Here is an 11,934-nt window from a genome sequence, read left to right as displayed (position 1 = left end):
AGGTCTCGAAAGGGATCCTTTCCTGCAGCATCATTATTTTTCAAGGGGGATACATTATGAAGTTGATTTTAAATATTTTAGCCTTCGCATTGGTGATCGTCATGAATACGCTGGCTGTCACACTGCCTTTGAACAATCAATCCACGAGCGAAATCAGTGACCGGCTGGATATCATGATCACTCCTGCCGGCTACGTTTTTTCCATTTGGAGCCTCATTTACCTTCTGCTCGCCATCTGGATCATCCGCCAGTTCCCCAAAGCAAGAAGGGAGCTCCCTCTTTATCAGGAAACAAGCGGATTATTCGTACTGAGCTGCCTGTTGAACTCAGCGTGGATCCTGGCTTGGCATTATAACTACTTCCTTGTTTCCGTGTTTATTATGCTCGGATTATTAATCACCCTGATTGCCCTTTATAAGCGCATTAAAAGCACAGGTCCGTCCCTCCTGGATTCCGCCCCTTTTTCGATCTATTTAGGGTGGATTTCGATTGCGACGATTGTGAATATCACTTATTATTTAACGGATATCGGCTGGAATGGATTCGGGATTTCCGAGCTTGTTTGGGCGTATCTGGGATTGATTGTCGCGACTGCCCTTGTCTTCTGGTTCCGTATCACCCAGCATGATCTCCTGTACCCACTCGTATTTGTATGGGCCTTTATCGGTATCGGCGTGAAGAATATGGCGGATCACTCCACCTATTCGTATACGGCCTATGCCCTTGCCGTCATCATCCTGATCTTTGACCTTGTCTACAAGCGCACACGCAGATAATATGGAAGGTCCGTCCCTCTGGTTGAGGGACGGACCTTTCTTCCTGTATAGAATCCCGCCCTGTGACTGACATTAATGTTTAGGGGGTGTTTGGATGGATCAGCAGAAGAGGAATGTTTCGAAAGCAGGGACGGATATTGATGAGGTCAAACGGCAGAACGCACAATCCGGCCTGACGTACAATCAAGTCAAGCAGCTGTTAGGTGAACAGTATACTGGTAAAAAGTAAAAGAAAGCGCCGACTCAGTCGGCGCTTTCTTTCTGTTGGTCTTCTTTTGCTTTTGTTTCCCTCTGAACCGTAAGCTTCTCTTGTATCTTATTGATCTCCTTACAAGGCTGAGTCAGGCTGACAATCACGTCTCCCTGCTCGATCTTCGGTGATGCGCCTTCCGTAAAGAATTCGATTCTTCCAGTCGGTTTATGGGCAAACATCAACAGGGTATTTTCATCCCGCTCCTGTAAATATTCTTCAAAGGTGTATTTTTCCGTAATACTCGTTTTCCTGAATACGTCTCCACGCTCGACACGTTTATTCAACTCTTCCCACGTGACATGATTTTGAAAGAGAATGCGACCTCCAATCGTGTGGACCATATCTTCCAGATCATCATCACGCTTGCTCCTGAGGCTCAGCTGGAAGAGGTTGTTACGTCCGACCTCAGGTACGAATGTCGTACAGACGAGGGCGTTATAGGAATCGAGTTCCGTTGCTGCGATCATATATTCATAAGGGGTCATATCCAGATAATACTCGGTCTGCTCGGATAAAATCTCTCCCCTGTAAAATGGGATCCCGGCTTTTCTGACCGAAAACAATCGCTGCCAGGAGGAATCCGTGATCAGGACCGGAATCTTCATATTCTGAAGGGTTTTGGCCAATTCGGTACTGAACTTGCTTCCTCCGACAATCATGACACCCGGCTGATCGCTGATGGCGAGATCCAATTTCTTAGCCAGCCATTTAATTGAAAATCCGTGTGCGCATACGGTTGAGAATACAAGGGCGAATGTGAGGGATGTCAAAATTTTCGCATCCTCGAACCCCTTCTCCAACAATACCGACGCAAAGTAGCTCGACACGGTCAAGGCGACGATTCCCCGAGGTGCGATCCATCCCACAAGGATCTTCTCCCTGACGGAAAGGTCCGTCCCTATCGTGGAAAGCCAAATTGAAATCGGCCGTACGATGAATAGCATGAGCAGGACGAATGCGATGATATTCCAATTGAAGATCTGGAATAGGGTATCGACGGTCAAGGAAGCCGTCAGCATCACGAATATGGTCGATATGAGCAGCACCGAAATATTTTCCTTAAAGTGACGCATATCGCCGATGGATGAGATATGCATATTCGCCAGCGTCATCCCCATGGCCGTTACAGCAAGGAGGCCGGTTTCATGTGTGATCTGATCTGATATCGTGAAACAGGCTAGGACCAATGAAAACACTACAGGCGACTTAAGGAATTCAGGAACATGTCCATTTTCAAAGATAAAGCCCGTGAACTTCCCGAGTGCCCAGCCGAAGACGGCAGCAAACAGGGAAGCAGCAAAGAAAAGCAATAACGAAAGTCCGGTTACATCTTCACTGATCAAGAAGTTGATGATTTCAAAGGCAAATACCGCAATCAATGCGCCGAATGGGTCGACGACGATCCCTTCCCACTTCAGGATCGCTGCAGGTCTCGGCTTAAGCTTCGCCTGCCTTAAAAGCGGCAGGATGACCGTAGGACCCGTAACGATGAATAGTCCACCTATCACGAAGGCTACAGCCCATGATAATCCTGCAACAAAATGGGCTCCGAGGGAACCGAGGATCCAGGCGAGGAGGGCTCCGAACGTCACGATCCTGAAGAGCGGTTTCCCGAGTCCCCTCACTTCCCGGAAATCAAGATTCAAGCTTCCCTCAAAGAGGATGATGGCAACAGCCATCGATATGATTGGTTTAAACATTTCCCCGAAATCGTCCTTAGGATTGATGAGGCCGAAAATCGGACCTACGAGCAGTCCGGCAATCGACATGACGACGATGGCCGGCAGCCTGAATCTCCAGGCAACCCATTGGGAAGCGATCCCCAGTACTCCGACTAACATGATGTTGAATAAAATAGATTCGATCATAGATTTCTCCTTTAAAGGTTATGAAATCAGCCATCATAACAAAAGATTGGTATGTAAGTGTTACAGATTACAAATAGAATAAAAGGAGTGTCCCTCCTATTGCAAAACAAATGCCTCACCCTCGCACATTTGTTTTGTATAGTTTACATTTTTATGGCTGATTTTAACCAAAGAGTCGTTTCCAATTCCCTGCAGATGGTCACATAGTGGAGCATGGTGATCAAGACGGCTCCTGCATTCATACCCAGGATGACGCCTTCCATTCCAAAACGGGAGCCAAGCAGGTAAATGAGTGAAAACGAAAAGACACTCGACCAGATGGTATGAAGGAGAGCATCCTTCACCAGTCCAAGCCCGATCAAGAAGGCCTGGAGCGGAAACACCAGAAAATGAAACAGGAAGTACGGCCAGAGAAGCTTTAAATAGTAAGCGGAGAAAACAGAGTGAAAAAAAGTCCCTGTAATGTAGTCCCCGAGCGTATAGTAAATAATCACGGCCGGTACACCGTAGCCCAAGGTGAGCCACATCACCTGCTTGAGATGGGTCAGGATCCCATCAAAATCCTTCGATGATACTTTTTCCGATACGGTCGGGATCAAAACGATCAACATCGAAAAAGCGATGAATGAAGGAAAGAACCCGATGGTGAGGGCAATCCCCGCCAGCATCCCGAAATGTTCATTCGCATCAACCGCCCCCATCCCCGAAAGGACCAGGGCCCATTTGATCAAAAAAGGCTGTATGGCATGGGTCAGTGCATGAAAGATGCGAAGGACCGTGGTCGGAATCGAAACAGATAGCACTGACTTTCTCATTTCACCTGTTGATAGTGTAGAATGGCTGTTCTTTCTTTTACCCTTAATTTCAAGAACGTAAGCATGAATCAGATATACAAAAACCACCACTTCACTGGCAATTAATGTCCCAAGGGCAATGAAGATGGATGTATCGATGCCAAAGGATAAAAATTGATAGATTGACACTAATAAAAATAACTGGATTCCTTTACGAAGAAAATTTGCGGCCGCAATTTTCCCCATCTGCTGGATCCCCATGAAATATCCTCTTGTAATGGAAGTGAAGGCCACAATCGGGATCACGATCAGGACGAGCCAGCGAATCCCAGAGTGATACCCTTGAAATAAAGGAGTCCAGGCGTACACCATCACCATGATCAATAAAAGAATGCACGTTGTGATCACCGCAAACCTGAAAGCATAGTGCAGCATCCCCCTGTGGTATCGTTCTTCCTTTTCTGCAAAGAACTTGGAAAGGCTGATCGGCAGTTCCATACTCGATAATATGACAATCAAAAATACCGTCGGGAGAATCGACATGTATGTGCCAAGCCCTGCTTCCCCAAGCTCCCTGGCAAGGATCATATTAATGATAAATTCCAGGCATTCCCCTAAGAATGCCGTCAGCACCAACACCAATGTACCCCTTAAAAACAGACTCATATGCTTGTACCCTGCCTTTATGTAAGATGGTCTATTCTATGATGGTTGTCCGGGGAATATGAGGAGGGGTGTGGATGGAGGATGGGAGGTATGCTTATTACATAAAAAGCAGCCCCAAAAGGACTGCTTTCCAACTAACGGATTATAAAAGTGGCAATCGAATGCAGTGGAAGAGTCGTAGTGAAATTCCCTTCACCGCATGCAAGGGAAATCTCTTCCTCACGGTCATTCGCATTCATCACAATGACGACGATCTCCCCGTCTGGATTTTCAAAGGAAGTAGCCGATACAGTGTCATTGGAAATCTGACATCCGATACGTCTTGCTCCGACTTTGATGTATTTGCTGAAATGCCCGATGTAATAGTACGAGCTATTGTACCGGACCTCGTCATTCACCGTGTCGACAATCACCGGTGCATCGCAGTAATTCCCTACATGGTTCGGTCCGCCTTCTTCGTTCAGTACGATATTCCAGTCGATCCAGGCTTCAAGGTAATTGTTCAAATCACCCATGATATTCCGGCCATAGCGTTCACCCGTATCCCAGGCGCCGGGTCTGACCCCGCCTTCGATGCATCCTTCTGTAAAGATCAAATGCTTATCAGGGAAGTCGTGATGCACTTTGGAGAGATTTTCAAACTCCTCTGATACATACCAGTGGACACCTGTCCCCCACACATACTTGGCCGCTTCTGGATCGGACAGGACCGCCTTCGCACGTTCATGAATCACATCACGATTATGATCCCAGATGATGACCTTCACATCCCCGTGACCATGTCCAACGAGGGACGGACCCAGATGATTTTTAATGAAGTCCCGTTCTTCTTCCCCTGTGTACAGGCATGAATCCCACACCTGCTTCGCTTCCGGTTCATTCTGGATCGTCAATCCCCAGATTCCGATCCCCTCTTCTTCCATCGCCTCTATGTACTTCGAGTAGTAGTCTGCCCATACGGATTGAAACTCGGGCAATAGTTTCCCTCCGTTGTTCATTTCACCGTTCGTTTTCATCCATGAAGGAGGACTCCACGGAGAAGCCACGATGGAAAGTTCCCCTCCGGCCACTTCCTTTGCTTCCTGGATAAGGGGAATCACGAGCTTCTTCTCCCGATCGATGGAGAAGCTTTCTAACGAAGCATCTCCATCTTCCACATAGGTATAGTTCCCTAATGAAAAGTCACAGCTGTTGATATGGGTCCGGCCGAAGCGGTAACCAAGTCCTTCTGACGGATCGAAATAACGGTGGATGATTTCTTCCCTTTTTTCCGGACTGATGAGGGAAAGGCTGGGAGCTGCTGCTTCGGTGAATGCACCGCCAAATCCCAATATTTCCTGATATTTAAGCTCCCGATCGAGTTGGATGTGGGTAGAAGCACGGCCTTCAGAAAAAGAAACCGGTTCTTTTTCTGAGAACCGATCTCCTGTTTCTTTGGCTGTCAAAATCACCTTCATATTCATTGGGCGACTTCCTCGGCATTGGTATGAAGGCCATGCTTCTGTTTATGATCCCGGATGACTTCAGCATAACGGAAGGCACTGTCTTTCCAGATTCGCTCCTGCGTATCGAAGTCGATATAAAGGATACCGAAACGCTTATCATACCCGAAGCTCCACTCAAAGTTATCCATCAGTGACCATAGATAATAGCCTTGAATGTTCATGCCTTCTTCATTAAGATCAGAAACTGCTTGAAGATGCAGATTCAAATAGGTGACCCGTTCGTGATCATGCACTCTTCCATTTTCCAGCACATCGTCATAGGCCGCTCCGTTTTCCGTGATATAGATCGGCAGATCCGTATACTCCTGTCTCAGACGGCGGATAAGGTCTTTGAATTCATTCGGCGCGATGTCCCAGCCCATGCCCGTTTTATCATAATCGGAATAAGCTCCCTTATGCATGAAATCATTGGCTGCACTGAACTCGACGATCCCCCGGCTGTAATAGTTGATCCCGAAGAAATCACATTTCGTTGAAATCAGTTCCATATCCCCTTCTTTAATAAAGTCATAGGAATGGACATATTTTGAGAATAAGTTCATCATGTCTTTTGGGTATTCTCCCTTGAATACCGGATCAAGGAACCAACGATTTGAGTAACCGTCCGCGTTGTTCGCAGCAAGAAGATCATTCACTGAATCCGTGTTTGGATAAACAGGTGACAGGTTCAACGTGATGCCGATGTCGGTTTGAGATTTGAATTCTTTCTTCAGCAGCTCAACCGCTTTTCCGTGGGAGAGAAGCATATGGTGGACCGCTTTCACTGCTTCATCCAGATTGGTGTGACCCGGTGCATGGACGCCTTGGTGATAGCCAAGGAACCCTGCACACCAAGGTTCATTATGGGTGATCCATGAATCAACGACCGCATCAAGTTCCGTGAAGCACGCTCTTGCATAGTCCATGAACCATTCTACAGACTCACGATTGACCCATCCACCTTCTTCATGGGCCCACATCGGCAGGTCCCAGTGATACAATGTCACGGCAGGCTTGATGCCTTCTTCTTGAAGTCTTGCCGCCAATTTTTTATAAAAGTCCATGCCTTCCTGATTGTACTTCCCCTTCTCAGGAAAGATGCGAGGCCAGGCAATGGAAAAACGATAGGTGTCTACACCAAGACGCTTGATATGCTGGATGTCTTCTTCAAATCGGTGGTAGTGATCACAAGCGACATCACCATTATGCTGCTTATATACTTTCCCTGGAATGTCACAGAACATATCCCAGATGGATGGAGTTCTTCCTCCTTCATTATGTGCACCTTCGATTTGATACGATGATGTGGCGGTTCCAAAGGTAAATGTTTTATCAAATTTCATCGGTCATTCTCTCCTCTATTCTTTGATTGATCCTGCTGAAATGCTGTTGACGATATATTTAGACAGGAATAGGAAGGCAATCATGATTGGTACGACTGAAATCGCGATCCCTAAGTACATTGAACCTAAATTTTGCGCTACTTGAGATCCCTTCAAGAATCCCATCAATACAGGCAGCGTATATTTCTCAGGTGAGAACAGGATGACGAGTGGCATGATGTAGTTATTCCATGATCCGATGAACGTGAAGATCGACATTGTCGCAACTGCCGGCATCATGATTGGAATCGCCACTGTATGGAAAATCTTGAACTCACTTGCCCCATCGATGCGGGCAGCTTCGATTAAACTTGGATGAAGCGTCGTCTGGATGTATTGTCTTAAGAAAAATACGACGAACGGACTTGCGATGGCCGGAACGATCAGTGGAATGAAAGAATCGAGGATCCCCAGATTCTTACTCAGTTCGTAGAAGCCGATCAGCCCCAATTGTCCTGGAACCATCATCATCACAAGCATGAAGACGAACAGGAAATTCTTCCCCTTGAATGTGTAAAAGGCAAATCCATAGGCAGTCAATGCTGAGAAATAACCTGATAATAAAGTCGTAAGGACAGAGATGATCAGGCTATTCTTGAACCCCGACCAGATGTTTACGTACTCCATCATCGTCGTGTAGTTTTCAACTAAAGAGCTCCCCGGTAGCAAGGTGAATCCGGACAGGATCGCTTCATTTGACCTTGTCGCATTCACAAGCATCATCAGGAATGGAATGAAGCAGACAATCGCCATCAACACAAGTACGATGTAGATGATGCTCTTCACAATGGTGTTTCTGGTTTTCAGTTTGGACTCATGTGGCAAAAGTTCAGGCTTTGACTTTTCTACCTTTTGAGTCGGTACATTTTTTTCTACCGCTGTTTTTCCCAACATGCTTTACACCTTCCTTGCTTGTTTGCGTTCATTTCCATACATCCCTTTGAAGACAATCGCCGAGAAGATCAAGGTAATGACGAACAATCCATATGCGACAGCTGAAGCATATCCATAGTTATTAAACTTGAATGCCTGATTGTACAGATACAGTACCATCGTATTCAGTGATCCATCCGGAGAACCGATACCATCTGTCAGAAGCATTGGCAGATCAAATAATTGAAGACCGCCGATCAGGGATGTGATCATGATATAAAGCAAGATCGGTTTTAATAAAGGAATCGTGATTTTCGTAAACGTCTGCCATCTGTTTGCACCATCGATCAAAGCTGCCTCATAGTAGTCCTTCGAAATTCCGGAAACCCCCGCCATGACGACGATGAACGAATGACCGAACCACATCCAGGTAAGGATCAGGGATACTGACAACTGTGCAGTCGCAGGCTCGTTCAGCCAATTAATCGGTTCTGATATAAGACCTATATTTAATAGAATCATATTTAATGATCCATGCTGCCAGTCCAGTAAGATACCAAACAACAGGGCGACCGAACTAATCGTGATTAAATTAGGTAAATAAAAGATTGATCTGAAAAACGCCAAACCTCTCAACTTCATTCTCATATCAGAGAAGATTAATGCGAGTACAAGGGCAAGACCAATTTGCAGGGCAAAGTTGATTCCCCATATTTTCCACGTGTTGAAAAATGCTTCCACAAAATAGCTGTCCGTGAGTAAACGGGTATAGTTGGCAAGACCGATTACTTCCGCTGTCCCGCTTCCTGAATAGTTTGTAAAGCTGTAATAGAATGTAAGAGCAACAGGATAAATACTGAATATTAAAAAGATGATCCAAAACGGGGCGATAAACAGATAACCAAATCGATCTACTTTCTTCATTCCCCAGCCCCCCTAGTTGTTTAATAGATTATCGGCAGGCGACATGAAGCCACGCCGCCTGCCATTAAATGTTCACTCGCTTAGTTTTTTGGTACTTTTATGTCCGGATATGCGTTTTGTACTTTTTTATAGAAATCTTTAATGGCATCGTCTTTGGATTTCTTTCCGTCCACATACTGTTGAACGGCATTTCCATAGAACGTATCAAGCTGTTGGTCGTATTTCGTTACGATACCAGGCTCGATCTCTTTCGCCTGCTCAAGGAAGAACTGATAGTTGTTCTGTCCGCCAAGGAATTCACTGCTGAAGTCGTCCTTGATCGCATTTGTTACAGGATTGTAGGCAAGGACATCGCCCGTTTCTTTCGCCCAGTCTGTCAGGAATTCGTCATCCTGAGTCATCATTTTCACAAAGTCATAGGCAAGTTCTTTGTTTTCTGATTTGTTGTAAACCCCTAACCATGTTCCACCCCAGAAGTACGGGCTTGGTCCACTTGTCACGGCCCAGTCACCTGTTGTTTCCTTTACATTCGTTTTCAGAACGCTGTGAAGTCCCCAAGTAGGAAGAACATAAGAGAATACTTGTGTTTCTTTCTCTTTACCGTTTTCTTTCATTTTGATCGGCTTATCCATCGCTTCGAACCATGATGGAGACCATTCTGCAGCAAGAGCTGTATAGTTGTTTTCACGAAGTTTCTTCGCTGATTCCATATACTCGATCTTTTCATCTGTCAGTTGAAGCTCATTCTTGTCGTTTACCCAAGGTTGTGGATTATCTCCTTGAGAGAACCAGCGGATTGAGCCCTCATCCGGGAACATGCTGTAACCTTTTTCCTTCATCTTGTCAGCCACTTTGAATACATTGTCCATTGAGTTCATCATGTTTCCTACTTCAGTTGGATCATCTGTACCAAGTACTTCTTTCGCGATGCTTCTTCTGTAGAAGATTCCACCAGGAGTCGTTTGCCATGATAACGCTCTGACATTTCCGTCTTTATCTTTACCTAAGTCGAATACATAAGGTACATATTTATCTTTGATTTCATCTACATTGTATGGTTTCTCTGATAAGTTTTCCCAGTAACCTGCGTCTACCCACTGCTTAAGGAACGCGATTTCTCCTGTGAATACATCAGGTGCCCCAACGCCACTTTCAAGAACAGGCTTTAATTTCGTCGGATAATCGGCAATCGGAACGATCGTCAATTCTACCTTCACACCATTTTTCTCTTCAAATTTCGTGATTGGTTTCTTCAGTTCATCCGTGAAGGACCATACCTTTAAATCTACGTCTTTATCTTTCGAGCTACCCGATGACTTGGAATCTCCCGAACAGGCCGAAAGTACCCCCGCAACCATTACAACCGTCATGAATATTGCCAAAATCTTCTTCATCTTAATCCCCCTTTTACATTTGTAGATATAGATACGAAAGCGGTTTCGGTTTTCTTCAATTAAAAATTTCGAAACCGGTTTCGAAATTCCCAAAAAAATATAAGATTATTTCTTTTTTTCTTTTTTTACCATTGTACAAGATTCCCTGATAATGAGTTCCACCGGGATGACTTCTGTGGATAACAGCTTCTTCTTCTGGATGATCTGCTTCATCAGTAGTTGACCCGCCCGTGCACCGATCCGGTCCGTATCCTGTCTGACCGTGGTCAGCTTCGGTGTGAGATAGGAAGACATTTCGATATCATCATACCCGATGATGGAGATATCCTCAGGAATCCTTAATCCCTTCTCTTTGATGGCTTCCATGGCACCGATGGCCATGTGATCACCTGCAATGAAGACTGCCGTAGGGATGGTTTCCAGTGCAAGAAGTTTTTCCATTGCAGCCTTTCCCTCTTCAATCGAGAACATCCCGCCGTTAACAAGATACCCATCAAGAATGGGGAGATTCTGCTCATCCATGCCCTTCGTGAAGCCTTTGATCCGCTGTGCTCCCGCGTCGATCGACGGATCCCCTGAAATATGGGCGATTCTGGTATGGCCCAGCGAATGCAGATGCTTGACGGCCAATCTTCCACCCTCAATATTATCGGAATAAACAACAGAGCAGTTCTGATTGCTCATATCGATCACGACAATCGGCAGATGGCTATTGATCATGTCCTGAACCTGCGGATCGTGGGGATCTGAGCAGATCACGACGATTCCATCCACGGCACGATATAAGAAGTGCTCAAGATAACTCGTATCCCGATTTCGCAGATTTCTTGATGCGAAAATCAAATCATATCCTTCCCGTTCCACATATTTGCGGAAACTTTCAATAAGGGCGCTGAAGAAAGGATGTTTCAATCCGACCTCATTGTCCTCTGCAAACATGACCCCGATCGTCCAGGATTTCTTCGTTGATAAGGACTGGGCATGGGCATTGGGTAAATAACCCATTTCAGCAGCTGCATCGAGGATTTTTTGCTTCGTCTTTTGACTCACATCTGTATAATTGTTAAGAGCCTTAGAAACTGTCGTACTGGAAAACCCAGTGCGTTTTGCTAAGTCATAGATTGTAACCATTGCTGTCTCCTCTTCATCGAAAGCGCTTTCGTTAATTGTTATTATAGTCCAGACTTTTGATGGAATCAATACAAATTTTTAGAAAACTTTTAAAAGTTTCGAAGGTTTCCCCATGCCGAGTGTCTTGAGTGCATTTTCGTTAAATATCGTCTCTTTTCGACGTGCCTCCAGTCGGTGGTGAACAGAATCCGGCCGAAATTAGTTTTAATCCAGCCGTTTTGGGTAAAAATCCAGCCGGAATAATGGGAAATCCAGCCGAAATTGGACAGAATCCAGCCGAAATGTCTGATCATCCAGCCACTTTACATATTTTGGAACATACAGCCCTCATCTTCTCGCCCACCTGCCCCCATAATAAAAAGCAGCCCCCTGGAGGACTGCTTTCTCTC

Annotated in this window: 10 protein-coding genes; 2 read left to right on the top strand and 8 right to left on the bottom strand. The window is 45.5% G+C overall.

Annotation, left to right across the window (positions count from 1 at the left end; all coding sequences use genetic code 11):
• Positions 1-56 precede the first annotated feature (56 nt).
• Positions 57-776, top strand: a complete 720-nt coding sequence (locus V8G47_RS11665; protein WP_336200259.1) for a TspO/MBR family protein — start codon at positions 57-59, stop codon at positions 774-776.
• A 94-nt stretch (positions 777-870) separates the two neighbouring features.
• The gene (locus V8G47_RS11660) at positions 871-1,005 is read left to right on the top strand and encodes a hypothetical protein (protein WP_256503964.1); all 135 of its coding nucleotides are present in this window, start codon (positions 871-873) and stop codon (positions 1,003-1,005) included.
• Positions 1,006-1,019: 14 nt separating this feature from the next.
• Here the strand turns inward: V8G47_RS11660 and V8G47_RS11655 are convergent, their stop codons facing one another.
• The 8 genes from V8G47_RS11655 to V8G47_RS11620 form a co-directional block, all read right to left on the bottom strand.
• Positions 1,020-2,897 carry a cation:proton antiporter gene (locus tag V8G47_RS11655; RefSeq protein ID WP_336200258.1) on the bottom strand — a complete coding sequence of 626 codons (1,878 nt, stop codon included), beginning with the start codon at positions 2,895-2,897 and terminating at the stop codon, positions 1,020-1,022.
• Positions 2,898-3,040: 143 nt separating this feature from the next.
• Entirely contained in the window at positions 3,041-4,357 is a 1,317-nt protein-coding gene (locus V8G47_RS11650; protein WP_336200257.1) for an oligosaccharide flippase family protein, read from the bottom strand.
• Between the two features lie 134 nt (positions 4,358-4,491).
• The gene (locus V8G47_RS11645; protein WP_336200256.1) at positions 4,492-5,820 is read right to left on the bottom strand and encodes a glycoside hydrolase family 30 protein; all 1,329 of its coding nucleotides are present in this window, start codon (positions 5,818-5,820) and stop codon (positions 4,492-4,494) included.
• Entirely contained in the window at positions 5,817-7,184 is a 1,368-nt protein-coding gene (locus V8G47_RS11640) for a GH1 family beta-glucosidase (protein WP_336200255.1), read from the bottom strand. The genes V8G47_RS11645 and V8G47_RS11640 overlap by 4 nt, the downstream gene beginning before the upstream one ends.
• A gap of 15 nt (positions 7,185-7,199) precedes the next feature.
• Positions 7,200-7,976 carry a carbohydrate ABC transporter permease gene (locus V8G47_RS11635; RefSeq protein ID WP_336200292.1) on the bottom strand — a complete coding sequence of 259 codons (777 nt, stop codon included), beginning with the start codon at positions 7,974-7,976 and terminating at the stop codon, positions 7,200-7,202.
• 144 nt (positions 7,977-8,120) lie between these two features.
• Positions 8,121-9,020, bottom strand: a complete 900-nt coding sequence (locus V8G47_RS11630; RefSeq protein WP_336200254.1) for a carbohydrate ABC transporter permease — start codon at positions 9,018-9,020, stop codon at positions 8,121-8,123.
• Positions 9,021-9,100: 80 nt separating this feature from the next.
• Positions 9,101-10,414: an ABC transporter substrate-binding protein gene (locus tag V8G47_RS11625; RefSeq protein ID WP_336200253.1), complete on the bottom strand. Its 1,314-nt coding sequence runs from the start codon at positions 10,412-10,414 to the stop codon at positions 9,101-9,103.
• A 105-nt stretch (positions 10,415-10,519) separates the two neighbouring features.
• Positions 10,520-11,545: a LacI family DNA-binding transcriptional regulator gene (locus tag V8G47_RS11620; RefSeq protein ID WP_336200252.1), complete on the bottom strand. Its 1,026-nt coding sequence runs from the start codon at positions 11,543-11,545 to the stop codon at positions 10,520-10,522.
• Positions 11,546-11,934 lie beyond the last annotated feature (389 nt).

It is taken from the genome of Rossellomorea sp. LJF3 (assembly GCF_037046045.1).
Lineage (GTDB): Bacteria > Bacillota > Bacilli > Bacillales > Bacillaceae_B > Rossellomorea.
The sequence above is the reverse complement of the archived record's forward strand: the minus strand, read 5'-3'. Positions and strand labels throughout refer to the sequence as shown.

Coding starts and splice junctions, on each gene's coding strand:
- V8G47_RS11660 (WP_256503964.1), top strand. CDS start 871: ATGGATCAGCAGAAGAGGAATGTTTCGAAAGCAGGGACGGATATTGAT.
- V8G47_RS11665 (WP_336200259.1), top strand. CDS start 57: ATGAAGTTGATTTTAAATATTTTAGCCTTCGCATTGGTGATCGTCATG.
- V8G47_RS11630 (WP_336200254.1), bottom strand. CDS start 9,020: ATGAAGAAAGTAGATCGATTTGGTTATCTGTTTATCGCCCCGTTTTGG.
- V8G47_RS11640 (WP_336200255.1), bottom strand. CDS start 7,184: ATGAAATTTGATAAAACATTTACCTTTGGAACCGCCACATCATCGTAT.
- V8G47_RS11655 (WP_336200258.1), bottom strand. CDS start 2,897: ATGATCGAATCTATTTTATTCAACATCATGTTAGTCGGAGTACTGGGG.
- V8G47_RS11635 (WP_336200292.1), bottom strand. CDS start 7,976: ATGGCGATTGTCTGCTTCATTCCATTCCTGATGATGCTTGTGAATGCG.
- V8G47_RS11620 (WP_336200252.1), bottom strand. CDS start 11,545: ATGGTTACAATCTATGACTTAGCAAAACGCACTGGGTTTTCCAGTACG.
- V8G47_RS11650 (WP_336200257.1), bottom strand. CDS start 4,357: ATGAGTCTGTTTTTAAGGGGTACATTGGTGTTGGTGCTGACGGCATTC.
- V8G47_RS11645 (WP_336200256.1), bottom strand. CDS start 5,820: ATGAATATGAAGGTGATTTTGACAGCCAAAGAAACAGGAGATCGGTTC.
- V8G47_RS11625 (WP_336200253.1), bottom strand. CDS start 10,414: ATGAAGAAGATTTTGGCAATATTCATGACGGTTGTAATGGTTGCGGGG.